The sequence below is a fragment of the Streptococcus sp. KHUD_015 genome (genome assembly GCF_051106265.1).
Taxonomy (GTDB): domain Bacteria; phylum Bacillota; class Bacilli; order Lactobacillales; family Streptococcaceae; genus Streptococcus.
Genome location: NZ_CP193665.1, coordinates 31830 through 49314, shown reverse-complemented (window position 1 = coordinate 49314; position 17485 = coordinate 31830). Strand labels below are relative to the sequence as shown.

Below are 17485 nucleotides of genomic sequence, written 5' to 3'. Positions count from 1 at the left end.
AAAAAAATGTGAGGAGATTGTGTAAATTTCACAAAAAAGACCTGAAACAACCAAGCCTTTTAAGTGAATAATAACTGACGAATCCCTGCCAAATCTTCCATATCCAAGTCGTTTTTTAAATAATAGACTGGTGTCTGTTCCTTCTTATGAATAGGGTTATTGGTAACCAGCAAATCATAATGCCGACTAGGGTCATAGGCTTCAATGGTAATAAAACGATTGTATTCCAAATACCGTTTCAAAATGGCTGCCATCCTTGAAAAGACAAGAAAACCAGATGTCAAATCCAGACCAATCCGCATATGCTGGCCACCATTTTCAGCCATATATTCGATCAACTGGAGCCATTCCCAGAGAATTTTCTTATCCAAATCCGTCCCCTGCTGAAAAGCGGGCAAGGCATGAAAAATCTCCTCTGCTGTTTCCCTAAAATCATGTTCCATCAGGAAATATGGATGACGATTCTCTAACTGGTACTTGTAGCGATCCTGTAAAATATAGCCCTTATAGAGATAGACTTGAGCACAAAGCTGACTGAGTTCATAGGTGACATGGTCCTCTGTATAACCGCCCAGCAAATCCTCCTTCTTCATTTCTTGAATCAATTGCGTCAGCAAATCTGCCAACTGCCCTCCAAAACCAAGGATATACTCCATGGTATGAAGGGGAAGAATACGATGAGACAAGAGGAAAGAAAAGAAAATCATCATCTCTCCATCCTCAGTTCCTAGAGGAAGATGTTGCCCAGCAAAAAAGGACGGAGCCTTTCTGAGCAAACGAAGGTAGAAAATATTATCAAAATACCCTTGCATTTTCTCTTCTATCACTTGAAACTGACAAGCATTGACCCGAAGGCGTTGTTGACTAATGTGAGCCCAGAGAATCAAATCTAATTTCTGCCCCGAAGACAAACTCGCACCGCAGATTTCTTCTAGTGTAGCAATTTCCTGCTTTCTCTCTGGTTTCTGCATGTGGCTTCCCCACTCCTGACTGGACCAGACCTTGCGGAAAAGACAAAAATAAAAGTAACGAATCTGATGCTCTGGACCTCGCCAACGTCCATTTTGGATGGATAAGTCAAATTCTGACAAAATCTGATTTAAACTAGCCAAGTGACGACCAAGCGTAGCCTCGCTAATCATCAATTCTTGAGCCAGCTGATGGGCTAAAAACTGTTGGTGGTAGAGAAGATAGACCAAAATCTGGTATTTAACAGCATTCTCCAAAAACAGGCTCCGAATATCTCTCCCCTTGGTAGCTGCACCGATCGACAGGCGCAGATTTTCATCTTCTAAGGAGATGTTCAGCTCTAAGCCACTATCCAAAGCCTTTTCATTAAGCAGGGTGACATATTTGGTTAGAGTTGCTTTTGAAAATCCTGTTTCCTTCATTACAGCCTTGACAGTCGTCTGAGACTCTTGTAATAGAAAGGAAAGGATTGAAAATTGGCCAGATTCGGCCTTTTCCATCAAATCTCCTAAATACATTTGTTACCCCTTTCATTTTCTACCTTAAGCATAGCATAAATCTTACAAATGCTGAAATAATCTGTTTCTCTTTTTATTTACCTGCTGATTTCCTTATCCATTATCCTGAAAATCAGCAAACACACGGCTCCCCCTTTGGGCATTTTTATGCTAAAATAGTAGCTATGGATAAAATTATTAAAACTATATCAGAAAGCGGAGCCTTTCGTGCTTTTGTCCTTGATAGTACAGAAACCGTCCGCACTGCTCAAGAAAAACACCAAACCCAAGCTAGCTCAACAGTCGCGCTTGGTCGAACTCTTATTGCTAGCCAGATTCTCGCAGCCAATGAAAAAGGAAATACTAAACTAACAGTTAAGGTGCTGGGATCTAGCTCCCTAGGTGCCATCATCACCGTCGCTGATACCAAGGGGAATGTCAAAGGATACGTTCAAAATCCTGGTGTCGACATCAAAAAGACTGCAACTGGTGAAGTCCTAGTCGGACCTTTTGTTGGAAACGGTCAATTCCTCGTTATCACAGACTACGGCATTGGAAATCCTTACACCTCTATGACTCCCCTCATCTCTGGAGAAATCGGTGAAGACCTTGCCTTTTACCTGACTGAAAGCCAACAGACCCCTTCAGCAGTCGGTCTCAATGTCCTTTTAGACGAAGAAGATAAGGTCAAGATTGCAGGTGGTTTCCTAGTCCAAGTCTTGCCAGGAGCCAAGGAAGAAGAGATTGCTCGATTTGAAAAACGCATCCAAGAAATGCCAGCTATATCAACTCTTCTAGAGAGTGAAGACCATATCGAAGCCCTCCTCAAGGCAATCTACGGTGACGAAGCCTACAAGCGTCTTTCTGAAGAAGAAATCCGTTTCCAATGTGACTGTAGCCATGAACGCTTTATGAATGCTCTTGCCAGCCTTCCAAGCTCAGACTTACAGGAAATGAAAGAGGAAGACCACGGAGCAGAAATCACTTGTCAATTCTGCCAAACAACTTACAACTTTGATGAAAACGACCTGGAGGAACTCATTCGTGACAAATCTTAATACACCTTTTATGATTGGCAATGTTGAGATTCCCAATCGTACCGTTTTAGCACCCATGGCTGGCGTGACCAACTCAGCCTTTCGTACCATTGCAAAGGAGCTCGGAGCTGGACTCGTTGTCATGGAAATGGTCTCTGACAAAGGAATCCAATACAACAACGAAAAAACCCTGCATATGCTTCATATCGATGAAGGCGAAAACCCTGTCTCTATCCAACTTTTTGGTAGCGATGAAGATAGCCTAGCACGCGCAGCAGAATTTATCCAAGAAAATACCAAGACCGATATCGTTGATATCAACATGGGCTGTCCAGTTAACAAAATCGTGAAGAACGAAGCTGGCGCTATGTGGCTCAAGGATCCAGATAAGATCTACTCTATCATCAACAAGGTTCAATCTGTCCTTGATATTCCCCTTACTGTCAAAATGCGTACCGGCTGGGCTGACCCATCTCTTGCAGTAGAAAATGCCCTCGCTGCTGAAGCTGCAGGTGTTTCTGCCCTTGCTATGCATGGTCGTACACGCGAACAAATGTATACAGGTCATGCAGACCTTGAGACCCTTCACAAGGTCGCTCAAGCTTTGACCAAGATTCCATTTATCGCCAACGGTGATATCCGTACTGTCCAAGAAGCCAAACAACGCATCGAAGAAGTTGGTGCTGACGCAGTTATGATTGGCCGCGCTGCCATGGGAAATCCTTACCTCTTCAACCAAATCAACCATTACTTTGAAACAGGAGAAATCCTCCCTGATTTGACTTTTGAAGACAAGATGAAAATCGCCTACGAACACTTGAAACGCTTGATTAACCTCAAAGGGGAAAACGTCGCAGTTCGTGAATTCCGAGGACTCGCTCCTCACTACCTCCGTGGAACATCTGGCGCTGCCAAACTTCGTGGAGCTATTTCACAAGCTAGCACTCTAGCAGAGATTGAAGCTCTCTTACAATTGGATAAAGCTTAAAATGGTTCATACTGCTCTACTGGTTATCGATATGCAAAAAGCATTTAATAGCCCTATCTGGGGAGAACGAAATAACCCTCAAGCTGAATATCAAGCACTGAAGGTACTGGCATACTTTCGTAAACACGATCTCCCAGTCTTACATGTTCAACACATATCTGACAATCCCCAGTCGCAATTTCATAACAAACAAAATCAGGAGTTTAAAAGTGGATTTGAACCAGTTGCTTCCGAACCTATCTTTCAAAAAACGGTTAATAGCGCCTTTATTGGAACAAATCTTGAAACCTATTTACGAAAAAATCAGATTTGTCATTTAGTCGTTGTTGGTTTGACCCTGCCTCATTGTGTATCTACTACGACACGAATGGCAGCAAATCTTGGTTTTGAAGTCACTTTACTAGCAGATGCTACTGCCAGTTTTACCCTATCTAACAAAAACGGTCAGGCCATCTCTCCTGAGACTATCCATGAGATTAATCTCCTTTCTCTACAAGATGAGTTTGCTCAAATTCTTACTACAGAAGAATTTTTAACCCAAGTACAAGTATAAAATAATATAGAGCCAAAATAATCCGTCAACTCTTATTGAGCTGACGGATTTTCTTTGATTGTAAAAATTCAAATACTGAGGGTTGTTATTGACTCAAAGCAACACTAGAAACCTTACCATCCGCTCCTGTTGTAATTTGGATGACTTTTCCTCCACCAATTTTGGCATTATACTTACCATCATCAAGAGTATAAGAGTAGCCTCTGATAGAGTAGTTTTCTTTCTTTCCATCAGCAGATTCTACTGTAAATTGACCACCTGATGAAACTGTGATGGTTTCGCCATTTGCTCCCTTCCAATTGCCCGCTGCAGCTGAGAAATCACCGTTCACCATTGTTAGAACACCCTTGTAGCGTTTATTTTGCTCTGCTTGTTTGTCTTGAAGTTTGCGGTCAGTTGTAGGATCATAGCCTGACTGGTTAGACTGGGCTTGAGGAGACTGTTGAGTTGAAGGAGCCTGAGCAGGAGTTTGTTGATTAGCCACTTCTTGACCTTGTCTTTGCTCTGGTGCAGGTGCCACTTGTGATGGTGTCGCACTTGCTGAAGATTGATCAGTAGACGCCTTAGCCTTTTCAGATGAAGCTGAACTTGAGGACTTCTGAGTCTTGCTTTCTTTGCTAGCAGAAACTGCTTTAGAACCTGATGATTGGCTTGTCTTAACAGAACTGCTTACTTGAGTTGTTTCCTTTTTATTTCCACAAGCTCCCAATAGCAAGGTAGAAGCCAATACAGTTGCTGCCATCAATTTGATATAGGTTTTCTTTTTCATTTTTCTACTCCTTTGTAATGTTTTAGAAATATAAAGAAATCTTTTTGTAATATAATTGTAACATTGCATTTTAAACATGTCAACAATTTATCTAAACTATTTTAAAAATCTTAAATACTTTAGATACATTTACTCCTCCTACTCTTCTATTCGTAATAAAATAGAAAAAAATTCCTATTTTGATTAAAATTGTTTAAATCCCCTTTGTGTAATCGCTTGCATTATTGAGTGTGAAGGAATATAATAACATTGAAATAGAATATAGGAGGTGCACTCTCATGCTAAATAAGTATTTCAAGTATCTTCCTTGGCTAATTTTAGATGCTTTCGCTTCTTACGGGGCAGCTACTCATTACGCTCAAACAACATTTGATTTGTTCTTCTTAACTATCGTTTTTATGATTGTCTACGTAGCTTTATTGTATTTACACGAAACCTATTTAAAATATAAATACAAAGACTTCTTTACTCACATATTGAGTAATCCTAAGAAAGATAGCCACCCCTAAAAACAGTCGCAACAGCAAAACCATCTCATGATGGTACATAAAGAGGTCGGGAACTTTGTCCCGACCTCGCTTTTTATACAATATCAAATTTTAACTGGCCTGCTTTAACACCAATCTTAAGTGTGTTGCCTGCCACCAAATCTCCCTTAAGAAGAAGTTCTGCCAACTTGTCCTCCACTTCTGTTTGCAGAGTTCTGCGAAGTGGACGAGCTCCCATCTCTGGGTCATATCCTTGGTTTGCCAACAATTTCAGTGCTGAAGCTTGTAATTTCAAGTCAATACCTTTTTCAGCCAAACTTGCCACTAAAGGTTTGACCATAATCTTCACTACTTCCTGCATATGATCGCTAGACAGGCTATGGAAGATCACCTTTTCATCAATACGGTTGATAAACTCCGGTCTATAAGCCTTTTTCAACTCTTCAAACATGCGTTTTTCCATATTCTCCTGATCAAAACGGATATCCTTAGCTCCAAAGCCAACTGTCTTGTCATCCCGAAGGGCTGTCGCACCAAGGTTTGATGTCATAATAATAATGGTATTTGAAAAGTCGACCTTGCGTCCCTTACTGTCTGTCAAGACACCGTCATCCAAGACCTGCAAGAGAACATTAAAGATGTCTGGGTGGGCTTTTTCTACCTCATCAAAGAGGAGAACAGAGTATGGTTTATTGCGAACCTTCTCCGTCAACTCCCCACCTTCTTCATACCCCACATAGCCCGGAGGAGCTCCATTGAGACGGCTGGCTGCAAATTTCTCCATATACTCACTCATATCAAAGCGAATAAGAGCTGATTCGTCATCAAAGAGAACTTCTGCCAAAGCCTTGGCCAATTCGGTCTTACCGACACCTGTGGGTCCTAGGAACATAAAGGAACCAATCGGACGCTTGTGACTGCGAATCCCTGACTGGTTGCGGCGAATGGCACGGCTAATGCTTGAAACAGCTTGATCTTGGCCGATGACACGTTTGTGCAATTCAGCTTCCAAATTCAGGTATTTCTTAGCGTCAGTCTGAGTCAGTTTTTGGACTGGAATACCTGATAAACGACTCAAGGTAGTCAAAATATCAGACTCTGTCACCAAGTCTTTATAGACAGGCACTTCCTCTTCTTTTGCGATTAGCTGAGCTGCCTGTTTCCACTTGCCATCCATCAAGGCCTTGTCAGCTGGACTCAAACCTGAATCGTCTGCTTTTACATGCTTTGCCTTATTTTGCACTGTTGCCGCTGCTTCATCCAAGAGATCAATAGCAGAGTCTGGCAAGTGACGACTAGTCAAGTAACGATGGGCCATCTTAACGGCTGTTTCAACCGCTTCATCTGTGATTTGCACCCGGTGATGCTTCTCATAGGTCGCTTTCAAGCCTTGCAAAATGGTCATGCTGTCTGCCACACTTGGCTCTTCAATCATTACTTTGGCGAAACGACGAGAAAGGGCTGCGTCTTTTTCAATGTGTTTTTGGTACTCTTCCTGAGTGGTGGCACCAACCGTTCTCAAAGTTCCACGCGCCAAGGCTGGCTTCAAGATATTAGCCGCATCCAGAGTTGAGTCAATCCCACTACCAGAACCCATGATAGTGTGAAGTTCATCGATAAAGAGGATGACTTGACCATCTTCTTCAATATCCTTGATAATATTGTTCATACGTTCTTCAAAGTCACCACGGAAGCGTGTCCCTGCAACAACGTTCATCAAATCAAGCTCTAACACGCGCATCTTAGCCATTTCTGCAGGTACATCACCACTAGCAATACGCTGAGCGAGACCAAGCGCCAAGGCTGTTTTCCCGACACCAGCATCCCCAACCAAGACAGGATTATTCTTGGTCTTTCGACTCAAGATTTGAATCATACGCGAGATTTCCTTGTCCCGACCGATAACTGGTTCTAACTTGCCAGAACGCGCTTGCTCTGTCAAATCATGCGTATAGTCCTCGAGACCACCGCTCGGAGTCTGCGGCATGCCCATCATATTGGCCATAGAATTTTGCTTGTCAGCTACTGTACGATGGCGTTGGCGTAAAGCCTTGAGATCTTCACGAGTCCAGCCTGCTCGTTCTTCTAAATTTCGACGAAGGGTTGCAATCTTGACCTGATCTTTCTTGTCTTCATAAGAAAAACCAGCCCTCTCCAAGATACGAGTCGCCAAGGCATTGCCATCATGCAAAATCGCATAGAGGATGTGCTCAGTCCCTAGCACCTTAGCATAGACCACTGACGCCACATATTCTGCTTCATCAAAAAGGACCTGCAAACGATGGGAAAACGGCAATTCCGTAAAGGTTTCATCCTGGCTATAGTCCGTTTCAGTCAGTTCCAAGGCCACCTCTTCTAAACGGTCCATCTCATATGGATAATCATTTAAAGTTGCCCCTGCCACACTATAACTGTGATTGGACATGGCAATCAACAAGTGCCAAGACTCTAGGTAACGAGCTCCAAAATGGCCAGCAACCATGTAGGCACTTTCGATACATTCATTCAATGCTTTTGAATAGTTCATCTTACTTCCCTTTTCTATCTACCTCTTGTATGACCTGTCGTAGCATGTTTGCACGAAGGACTGGAGCTTCTTCTCCTAGAACGCGATCCAAAGCTACTGCTACCAGCAAATTCATCTCTTGCTTGGTCATCAATTCCTGCTCAACCAAAAGCTGGAGAATATCCTCATAAATTTCTTGACTGACCCGCTCACCAATTGAGTAAAGCAACTCCCGGAGCATTTCATGATGACTAGAAAACTCAATCCGTCCTATACGAATGTAGCCTCCGCCACCACGCTTACTTTCAACCAAGTAGCCTCTACTTTCCGTAAAGCGTGTCTTGATCACGTAGTTAATCTGACTAGGAACAACCTGAAAGGTATCTGCCAACTGACTCCGTTGCAACTCCACGATACCAGATTGATCTAAAATCGCCTTGATGTAGGCCTCAATATGATCCGATGTATTTTTAAATCTCATTACAAACCCACCTCTCTCTTTAAACCTTGACTATCTTTGACTATTATACCGAATTTTTCTCATTTTTAAAAGAAAAAGGGCGCTGGTAAAGGATAATCTTCACCAACTCCCTCTTTTTCTACTTATCTAAGCCTAATTCTGCTAAGATTTGACGTTTGTAGGCAATCTTTTGGACTTCCTTGTCCTCATCTTCAGACCAATCTAGTTTAATTTCTGAAACAATCTGCCCAGGACGATTTTTCAAGATATAGATGCGGTCACTAAGATTGAGAGCCTCCTCGATACTGTGAGTAATAATCAAGGTTGTTAGCTGCAACTGCTTGTGAATTTCAAGGTACCAAGCGTGGAGTTCCATCTTGGTCATCTCATCCAAGGCGCTAAATGCCTCATCTAAGAGAAAGAGCTTGTGCCCAAAAAGGTAGGTCCGGAGTAAGGCTACACGCTGGCGCATCCCCCCACTAAGTTCATGAGGATACTTGTCCCGTACCGCCGTTAACTGGAAGGTAGCAAGAATTTCATCCGCGCGGGCAATGGCTTCCGCCTTATCCACTTTTTGAATCAAGAGGGGCAGGATGATATTGCCAAGCACCGTCTTGTGCTCCAAGAGCAAATCCTTTTGCAACATATAACTCACGCGCCCCTTGGGATTTTCTTCCCCATCAAGGACGATTCTCCCTGACTGGACTTCTAAAATCCCAGCGATTAGATTAAAGAGGGTGGTCTTTCCTACACCACTTGGGCCTAGGATAGAAACCACTTCACCTGAAGTCACCTGCAGGTTGATGTCTTCTAAAATCCTCTCCTGACCATAGGCATAACTGACGTGTTCTAGTCTAATTTCTGTCATTATTTCACAAATTCATTAGTGAAGCCTTTGTCTGTCAAGTCTTCTTTAAGGATACCATTTTCTTTATCCCATTTGTAGAAGGCATTCCAGCGAGCTGCGTCAAATTGACCCCATTTTTCCTTGTCGCTTGCGTATTCTTTTGACAAGTATTTTTGAGATTCGATGACAAAGTCACGTTTTTCCTGAAGTTCAGGTGCATTCTTGATGAGGATATCTGCCGCTTCCTCTGGATGCTCCATAGCATATTGGTAACCTTTTTTGATAGCTTGGATGACTTTGCGAGCTTCTTCTTTGTTGTCTTTCAAATAGTCGTTGTTTGCGATGATAACTGGTGAGTAGTAATCAAATTCCTTGACGTAGTCTTTCAAATACATGAAGTTAGCCTCTACGCCTTGAGATTTAGCAAGAATTCCATCCCATCCATAGTAGATCCAAGCAGTGTCAAAGACTCCATTGGCAATCGGTGTGATCGAGTTTGAATCGTTATTTGGTACTTTTTCAACTTTTTCAAAATCTCCACCTTGAGATTCTACCAATGTTTTCAACATAGCAAGTTCAGTTGGGTCATTCCAAGTCCCGTATTTCTTACCAACCAAGTCCTTCGGACTGCTTACATTGTCAGATTTACGAGAAATAATTCCTGATGTATTGTGCTCAACGATAGCTGCAACGGCAGTGATTCCTGCACCTTTTTCCAATTTTTTAGCCATGTAGTCTTGGAAATACACTGCAAATGGTGCCTTACCATTGATAACCAAGTCAGAAGAACTTTCTTCTGGTGGCAATTTCAAGTCAACATCCACTCCAGCTTCTTTGAAATAGCCTTTTTCCTTGGCAACATAAAGCCCTGTGTGGTTGGTATTTGGTGTCCAGTCTAGGATAAAGTCAATTTTCTTGAGTTCTGCTTCTTTGTTATCCTTAGAAGCAGTTCCTTGACCACAGGCCACAAGCACAACAGCTACAAGAGCTGTCACAAGCGTTAAAAACACTTTCCATGTTTTCTTCATTTTGATTTCCTCTTTTCTTTTTCAGAAACATTCTAATTCTACGAACGTTTCCATTTAATAACATATTTTTCACTAATATCGACCAATTTCATACCAAGAAGGCTGATAATCGATACCAGAATAATAATAGCAAACATGGTATCATACTGAAACAGTTTCTTGGACTGAATCATGTAGACACCTAGTCCTTCAAAGCCTCCCAACCACTCAGATACCACTGTTGTGATAAAGGCGTAGGAGACACTGACCCTCAGACCTGCATAAAAGTAGGGCAGGCTGACTGGAATTTTAAAATGCCACAGGATTTGCCAAGGCTTGGCCCGCATCAGACTAAATAGGGTCAGCATATCCTTATCACAATGCCTAAAACCATCCAAAATGCTGACTATGATAGGAAAGGTTGTCGTCAAGATAATCAAGACAATCTTGGGCAAAATCCCATAACCTAGCCACAAGACCAAGATAGGAGCTATGGCAATGGTCGGAATGGTCTGGACGACCACCATCATAGGGTAAATCAGGTCATTAAGCCAAGTCAAACTGTCCATAAGCACAGCCATGAGACAGGCAATCAAGACTCCTAGAACCAACCCCAGTAAAGCCACTCTCAAGGTGGCCCAGCTATGGTGCCAGAGAAATTCTCTATCACGAGCAAAGGCCTGGAGAATTTCAAGAGGTGTCGGCAGGATAAACTTGGGGAGAAGTTTAAGAAAACCTGCTAACTGCCAAATTGACAAGACTCCGAGAAAGCCCAATAGACTAATGTGTCGTCTCAGTATACTTTTCAAGTTTCTCATCAATACTTAAAATCTCTCCTACATTTATTTTGACATTGGCAAAGACGTTATCTGCCTCCTGCCCTGCCACTTCTAGCGCTTCTTTGAGAATGCGCATGAGCTCATCAAACTCCCCTTCCAAGACCGTTTCAAATGGTGTCACTACCATGGTCACTTCTTGAGCTTGCAGATAAGCAATAACCTGATCGATAACAGTAATCCGATCAATCCCCTGTGATAGGGGTAAAACTTGCAAGGCAATGCTTGCTTTCATAACAACCTCCTCTTCTCGTTTTCCTCTTTATAAAAAGAAAAACCTTTACCATATATGGAAAAGGTCAAGAATAGACTAAGTATCGTTCCCTACGCTGGCATTACCCAGATCAGGTGCGGTCGAAGTTTAACACTTCCTCTCAGACTGTACACAGACTCCCATACATTATATGGACATATGATAGCGCAAAACAAAAAAAAAGTCAAGGAAACTGCTTACAGAAAAGAGCAGGAAATTTTTCCTACTCTCATTTTCTATACTCGTTCTCCATCACTGTTTACTCTGTAGCCATCCACTGTCGTATTAACAGCTAAAGCGCCTGAAGAGTAAGAATAATACCACTTACCAGATACTTGGTACCATCCTGTTTTCATTGCACCTGAACTGTCCAAATAGTACCACAGACCATTTTCCTTTAACCATCCTGTCTGCATTTCACCAGATGATTTCAAATAATACCAACTAGAACCGTCTTTCAGCCATCCTGTTGATTTAGAACTATTTGATTTGAAATGATACCAACTACCATTTATTTTCTTCCAACCAACAGTCAGAACATCATTGGAACTACCTTCTGTTTGATTCTGCGATGACGCAACCTCCTCTAACTGAATATAACGACGACTTCCACTATAAGATATATAACTCAACCACTTGTACCCATCTTTTTCAAGTACCTGATCATAATGAACACTCTCACCTGGAGAATAATATGCAATTGAAGTTGCACTAACTAAAGGTTGATTTTTTATAGCTGCCTTATTCTTAAAATAATGTGTTCCTCCTGTCGAAGACAACGGTTGACTATCGAATACTTTGCCACTACTTACTACATTACCCCCATCCAAATCTTTAAAATGAATAAATCCTGTCATCGTATTGGCTTTTATAATTCGTTTATTATAGGATCCTGTATAACCATAGTTGTATTCCTCAATTTCTATATTATCCCCCATTACATTTGAAACCCAGGCAACATGACCATATCCTCCTGCAGTAGACCAAGCAATCGATCCAATCGTTGGTACACTATCTACACGATAGCCTTCACGACGAGCACGATAGCCCCATTCATTCGCATTTCCATAAGCTCCTGTAATCTCAAAACCATTGACACTACTCAATCGAAAGGCTGCAAATGAAGTACACTGACGAGAGTACATGCGCCACTTATCAATTTCCTGACTCCCATTTTTATAGTAAGCAGGATAATCATCCCCACGCGCAATCGATCCATTTCCTCCAGAATAGGCATATACACTATCACTTGCTGCTAGCATCAATCCTGCTACTAAAAAAGGAACAACCTTTTTAACTGATTTTCTCAAAGAAAATCCTGTCTCTGTTACTTTGAATGGTAAAACTTTCATTCTTCCTCCTTGAAAAATAATATAAATTGAAGATTACCTTCACTTAAACTATTCGGAGAAAAAAGAAAAAGTGAGAAAATTTCTCACTTTAGTCAAGATAATGAATCAAATTCTTTTCTGTAAGAATATCTGAGTAAGTAAAGGACTCAACATAAACATTAGCTTGTTTATCTCCTTCAACGTTCCCAAATTCCACGATAAATAGGGATGGATAAACTTCAATTAGCTTACCCAATCTATTTTTTTGGCGCTTACGCCCATTTTCCAAAGTCATTTCGATTACATGACCCTCATGCGCCTTGATTTCCTCTTTAATTTTTTTCATCTTAGCTACATCTGTAAATGCATCTGTCATCTTATTTCCTCCCTTTTTGATATACTTGAAAATTTATTGTATTCTTTTTGGAAAATTAATTCCACAGTTCCACGAGCTCCACTACGGTTTTTCTCAATGATAACTTCTACCTTATTATTTGGGATACCTTCCTCTTCTTCACCACCACGCTCATAGTAATCGTCACGATAAAGAAAGGCTACGATATCAGCATCCTGCTCGATAGATCCCGATTCACGAATATCAGACAAGACCGGTCTCTTATCCTGACGTTGTTCTACACCACGAGAAAGCTGACTTAGAGCGATTACTGGAACTTTCAGTTCCTTAGCTAAAATTTTCAACTGACGTGAAATTTCTGAAACTTCTTGTTGGCGGTTTTCTCGGCCAGTTCCCGTGATAAGCTGCAAGTAATCTATCAAAATCAAACCAAGATTTCCAGTTTCTTGAGCCAATTTACGTGAACGTGATCGAATCTCTGTAATCCTAATTCCTGGAGTATCATCAATATAGATACTTGCATTGGCTAGATTCCCTTGAGCAATGGTATATTTTTGCCATTCCTCATCAGTCAGTTGACCCGTACGAATAGAATGCGACTCAACCAACCCTTCTGCAGCCAACATACGATCCACTAGACTTTCCGCACCCATTTCGAGCGAAAAGATAGCTACCGTCTTGTCCAACTTGGTCCCAATATTCTGAGCAATATTCAAGGCAAAGGCTGTCTTACCGACAGCTGGACGAGCTGCTAGGATAATCAACTCCTCCTCATGCAAACCAGTCGTCATATGATCCAAGTCACGATAGCCTGTCGCAATCCCTGTAATATCAGTCGTTTGTTGCGAGCGAGCTTCCAGATTTCCAAAGTTGACATTCAACACATCTCGAATATTCTTAAATCCACTTCGATTAGCATTTTCACTGACATCAATCAACCCTTTTTCTGCCTGAGCAATAATTTCATCAGCTGGTTGTGAAGCCTCGTAAGCTTGATTGACAGACTCTGTCAACTTAGCGATTAAACGCCGTAGCATGGCTTTTTCTGCAACAATCTTAGCATAGTACTCTGCATTAGCAGAAGTTGGCACAGAATTGACAATCTCAACCAAGTAAGACAAGCCACCAATATTCTGTAAATCACCTTGATTATCAAGAATGGTACGAACCGTTGTTGCATCTATAGCATCGCCACGATCCGATAAATCAACCATGGCTTGGAAAATCAAACGATGGGCATACTTAAAAAAGTCCCGAGACTCAATATATTCTCGTACAAAAACAAGCTTACTCTCATCAATAAAGATAGCACCCAAAACGGATTGCTCAGCTAAGATATCTTGAGGTTGTACCCGTAACTCTTCTACTTCTGCCATCTGGCTTCCCTTCCTTTTACAATCTTGTCAAGAAGGTGTAAATTTACCCTTCTTTCACACGAAGATTGATGATACTTGTGATATCTTGATAGATTTTCACTGGCACATCAATCAAACCAACTGCTCGAATCGGAGCTTGTACTTGGATATGACGTTTATCAATCTTGATCCCAAATTGCTTTTGCAATTCTTCCGCAATTTTCTTATTGGTAATAGAACCAAAAGTACGGCCATCTGGACCAACTTTTTCAACAAATTCTACAACAGTTTCCTCTGCTTCAAGTTGGGCTTTAATTGCTTTTGCTTCTGCAATCATCTCAGCGTGAGCTTTTTCTTCAGATTTTTGTTTACCACGAAGCTCACCTACCGCTTGAGCAGTTGCTTCTTTGGCTAGATTCTTTTTGATAAGAAAGTTTTGCGCATACCCTGTTGGTACTTCCTTAATTTCGCCTTTTTTTCCTTTTCCTTTAACATCTGCTAAAAAGATTACTTTCATTCTTCTTTCTCCTTTTCCTTTATTTCATTTAATACAATTTCTGTCAGTTTTTCACCTGCTTCTGACAAGGTTAAATCTTTAATTTGAGCTGCTGCCAAATTAAAGTGGCCCCCACCACCTAGCTCTTCCATAATCCGTTGTACATTCAATTTACTACGACTACGAGCTGAGATAGAGATAAATCCTTGTGTATTCTTCGCAAGAACAAAACTCGCTTCAATACCTGACATAGCTAACATGGCATCTGCTGCCTTACTAATAACAACTGTATCATAGCATTTCGAGTCCTGAGCCTCTGCTATCAATACATCTGAACCTAATTTACACCCCTGTAAAATCAGTTCGTTGACCTCACGATATTCTTCAAAATCTGTCGCAGCAATTTCTTGGATGACAATACTGTCACTTCCTCTCGTTCTGAGATAACTCGCAACATCAAATGTCCGACTAGTCACTCGTGAAGTGAAATTTTTAGTATCCAGCATCATACCAGCCATCAAGACACTGGCTTGCATACGACTCAGACGATTTTTCTTAGAATTCTGGAACTGAATCAATTCCGTTACCAACTCACTGGCACTGCTTGCACCACTTTCGATATAAGTGATAACGGCATTATCGGGAAAATCCTGATCCCTTCTGTGGTGGTCAATGACGATGGTTTGGGTAAATAAATTATAAAATTCTTTCGATAAAGTTAAGGCAGTCTTCGAATGGTCTACAAGAATCAACAAAGAACGATTGGTCACCAAGCCCATCGCCTCCTTAACAGACAACAACTTCGTAACTCCTTCTTTTTCTAAGAATGAAACAGCTCGTTCAATATCTGGTGACATTTGATCTTCATCATAAAGAGCATAACTATTTTCAGTCACATTGCTAGCAAACAACTGCATACCTACAGCAGAACCCAAAGCATCCATATCTAGATTTTTGTGACCAACTACAAAAACTTGATCCACACTCCGAATCTTATCTGAAATAGCTGTCATCATAGCGCGCGTACGAGTCCGTGTACGTTTGATTGACGCAGCAGACCCACCACCAAAATAAACGGGATTTTTCGTTTCATCATTCTCCTTGACAACCACCTGGTCTCCACCACGCACTTCAGCCAAGTTCAAGTTGAGTAAAGCAACTTTCCCTATTTCATCATGATTTCCATCACCATAAGAAAAGCCCATACTTAAGGTCAAAGGTAACTGTCTCTGTTTGGACTCTTCTCTGAAAGCATCAATAACAGAAAATTTATCATTCATCAATCCCTCAAGTACCGTGTAGTCCGTAAAGAGATAGAAACGGTCCATACTCACTCGACGAGAGAACATGGCATGTTTTCCAGCAAATTCTGAAACAAAATTGGCCACAAAACTATTGATATGACTAATATCAGACTCTGATGTTTCATCTTCTAAATCATCGTAATTATCAACAGAAACGATTCCAATCACAGGCCGACTCGTTACTAACTCAACAGTCGCTTCATATTCACCAGACACATCAAAGAAGTAAAGAACCCCAGACACCTTGTCCATATGAACCGAATAACGGGTCTCACCCAAGGTAGCATAAGAACCTGGGTTCCCCACAGAAGCCTTGATAATTGTTTGAATTAATGCCACATCAATCTCGCCCACTTCATTAGTCAAAATCAATTCAGCATAAGGATTAAACCATTCAACGTCACCTGACGACAAGTCTAATTTAATGACTCCGACAGGCATCTGTTCTAACAAGGTTGTCAAACTATCTTCAGCTTGGTGGTTTACATACTGGATTTGTTCTACTTCACTCCTTGAGTAGTAGTCTCTTTGATGGATGAATAGTAAAATATATGAACCCAAAATAAGTAGCAAAAGAAATAGCGTTACCAGTGTATTCGTTACAAAAACAAGTTGCACAGATAGCACTCCGAACGCCACTATTCCTAATATTAAGGGGAAAATAGGACTTACATAAAATTTTTTCATTCCAAACCTCTTGGCACCCATTATACCATAATAACCACCAAAAAGCGACTTTTTAAAAGTGTAATTAGCAATTCTACAAACTATAATAAAAAGGAGGTTTACAATTCAGTAAACCTTCCTTTACACATATTGAAATTAAGATTCTTTAACTTCTAACAAACCAATTTCGCCATCCTCACGACGATAAATCACATTAGTTGTTTGATCTTCAACATCCACATAGATAAAGAAATCATGTCCCAACAAATCCATCTGTAGAATAGCTTCTTCCAAATCCATTGGTTTTAAATCAATTTGTTTTGAACGAACAACTCTAGACTGGACAACATTTGGATCTTCCACCAAGGCATCTGTAAATAATTGACTAGTTGCTACCTTGTTTTTATTTTTACGCTCAATTTTTGTTTTATTTTTACGAATCTGACGTTCAATTTTATCGGTTACAAGGTCAATTGAACCATACATATCTTGAGACACATCTTCTGCACGAAGAGTAATTGATCCAAGCGGAATCGTCACCTCCACTTTAGCCGTTTTTTCACGATACACCTTCAAGTTAACTCGAGCATCCAACTCTTGTTCAGCTTGAAAATACTTTTCGATCTTTTCGAGTTTAGAAACTACATAATCACGAATTGCTTCTGTTACTTCTAGGTTTTCACCACGGATACTATATTTAATCATATGAGTACCTTCTTTCTAAACATTTTTGTTTTTCTGATTTCATTATAACGCTTTCATTTTTTT

At 41.0% G+C, this 17485-nt stretch carries 18 protein-coding genes and 1 riboswitch; of the genes, 4 read left to right on the top strand and 14 right to left on the bottom strand.

Translation table 11 applies throughout. The features are described 5' to 3' along the window. Window positions 1-59: 59 nt before the first annotated feature. Window positions 60-1487 (bottom strand): helix-turn-helix domain-containing protein, encoded by a 1428-nt coding sequence (locus ACORHU_RS00255; protein ID WP_434364514.1) that lies wholly within the window; start codon window positions 1485-1487, stop codon window positions 60-62. A gap of 164 nt (window positions 1488-1651) precedes the next feature. Between ACORHU_RS00255 and hslO the strand changes: the two genes are divergently transcribed. The 3 genes from hslO to ACORHU_RS00240 are packed head-to-tail and all read left to right on the top strand — an operon-like array spanning window position 1652 to window position 4044. Further along, a complete protein-coding gene (gene hslO, locus ACORHU_RS00250) occupies window positions 1652-2524 on the top strand; it encodes an Hsp33 family molecular chaperone HslO (protein WP_434364513.1) in 873 nt (290 codons plus the stop codon). Continuing rightward, a complete protein-coding gene (dusB, locus tag ACORHU_RS00245; RefSeq protein WP_000183308.1) occupies window positions 2511-3491 on the top strand; it encodes a tRNA dihydrouridine synthase DusB in 981 nt (326 codons plus the stop codon). The genes hslO and dusB overlap by 14 nt, the downstream gene beginning before the upstream one ends. Before the next feature lies 1 nt (window position 3492). Further along, a complete protein-coding gene (locus tag ACORHU_RS00240) occupies window positions 3493-4044 on the top strand; it encodes a cysteine hydrolase family protein (RefSeq protein ID WP_219967452.1) in 552 nt (183 codons plus the stop codon). 85 nt (window positions 4045-4129) lie between these two features. Here the strand turns inward: ACORHU_RS00240 and ACORHU_RS00235 are convergent, their stop codons facing one another. Then, window positions 4130-4813: a hypothetical protein gene (locus ACORHU_RS00235; RefSeq protein WP_219967454.1), complete on the bottom strand. Its 684-nt coding sequence runs from the start codon at window positions 4811-4813 to the stop codon at window positions 4130-4132. Between the two features lie 278 nt (window positions 4814-5091). Between ACORHU_RS00235 and ACORHU_RS00230 the strand changes: the two genes are divergently transcribed. Then, window positions 5092-5322, top strand: a complete 231-nt coding sequence (locus ACORHU_RS00230) for a hypothetical protein (RefSeq protein WP_000933114.1) — start codon at window positions 5092-5094, stop codon at window positions 5320-5322. Between the two features lie 73 nt (window positions 5323-5395). Here the strand turns inward: ACORHU_RS00230 and ACORHU_RS00225 are convergent, their stop codons facing one another. The 12 genes from ACORHU_RS00225 to hpf all read right to left on the bottom strand — a co-directional run bounded on the left by ACORHU_RS00225 (window position 5396) and on the right by hpf (window position 17422). Next, window positions 5396-7828: an ATP-dependent Clp protease ATP-binding subunit gene (locus ACORHU_RS00225; protein WP_434364512.1), complete on the bottom strand. Its 2433-nt coding sequence runs from the start codon at window positions 7826-7828 to the stop codon at window positions 5396-5398. 1 nt (window position 7829) lies between these two features. Next, on the bottom strand, window positions 7830-8288 hold the full coding sequence (locus ACORHU_RS00220; protein WP_001211275.1) for a CtsR family transcriptional regulator: 459 nt from the start codon (window positions 8286-8288) through the stop codon (window positions 7830-7832). Window positions 8289-8406: 118 nt separating this feature from the next. Further along, window positions 8407-9135: an ABC transporter ATP-binding protein gene (locus tag ACORHU_RS00215; RefSeq protein ID WP_000136219.1), complete on the bottom strand. Its 729-nt coding sequence runs from the start codon at window positions 9133-9135 to the stop codon at window positions 8407-8409. Then, the gene (locus ACORHU_RS00210) at window positions 9135-10142 is read right to left on the bottom strand and encodes an ABC transporter substrate-binding protein (RefSeq protein WP_102211479.1); all 1008 of its coding nucleotides are present in this window, start codon (window positions 10140-10142) and stop codon (window positions 9135-9137) included. The genes ACORHU_RS00215 and ACORHU_RS00210 overlap by 1 nt, the downstream gene beginning before the upstream one ends. A 38-nt stretch (window positions 10143-10180) precedes the next feature. Continuing rightward, window positions 10181-10939, bottom strand: a complete 759-nt coding sequence (locus ACORHU_RS00205; protein ID WP_162492368.1) for an ABC transporter permease — start codon at window positions 10937-10939, stop codon at window positions 10181-10183. After that, window positions 10902-11192: a thiamine-binding protein gene (locus tag ACORHU_RS00200; RefSeq protein WP_061088568.1), complete on the bottom strand. Its 291-nt coding sequence runs from the start codon at window positions 11190-11192 to the stop codon at window positions 10902-10904. The genes ACORHU_RS00205 and ACORHU_RS00200 overlap by 38 nt, the downstream gene beginning before the upstream one ends. Before the next feature lie 69 nt (window positions 11193-11261). Continuing rightward, window positions 11262-11364, bottom strand: a riboswitch (TPP riboswitch). Between the two features lie 82 nt (window positions 11365-11446). After that, complete coding sequence (cbpD, locus tag ACORHU_RS00195; protein ID WP_061088569.1) at window positions 11447-12562, bottom strand: choline binding-anchored murein hydrolase CbpD; 1116 nt, start codon at window positions 12560-12562, stop codon at window positions 11447-11449. A gap of 88 nt (window positions 12563-12650) precedes the next feature. Next, on the bottom strand, window positions 12651-12917 hold the full coding sequence (locus tag ACORHU_RS00190; RefSeq protein ID WP_000128619.1) for a Veg family protein: 267 nt from the start codon (window positions 12915-12917) through the stop codon (window positions 12651-12653). Further along, the gene (gene dnaB, locus ACORHU_RS00185) at window positions 12914-14272 is read right to left on the bottom strand and encodes a replicative DNA helicase (protein WP_000852491.1); all 1359 of its coding nucleotides are present in this window, start codon (window positions 14270-14272) and stop codon (window positions 12914-12916) included. Before dnaB ends, ACORHU_RS00190 begins: the two co-directional genes overlap by 4 nt. Before the next feature lie 43 nt (window positions 14273-14315). Further along, a complete protein-coding gene (gene rplI, locus ACORHU_RS00180; protein ID WP_020900968.1) occupies window positions 14316-14768 on the bottom strand; it encodes a 50S ribosomal protein L9 in 453 nt (150 codons plus the stop codon). Further along, window positions 14765-16738: a DHH family phosphoesterase gene (locus ACORHU_RS00175; RefSeq protein ID WP_061088570.1), complete on the bottom strand. Its 1974-nt coding sequence runs from the start codon at window positions 16736-16738 to the stop codon at window positions 14765-14767. The genes rplI and ACORHU_RS00175 overlap by 4 nt, the downstream gene beginning before the upstream one ends. A gap of 135 nt (window positions 16739-16873) precedes the next feature. After that, window positions 16874-17422: a ribosome hibernation-promoting factor, HPF/YfiA family gene (hpf, locus tag ACORHU_RS00170; RefSeq protein WP_000599100.1), complete on the bottom strand. Its 549-nt coding sequence runs from the start codon at window positions 17420-17422 to the stop codon at window positions 16874-16876. Window positions 17423-17485 lie beyond the last annotated feature (63 nt).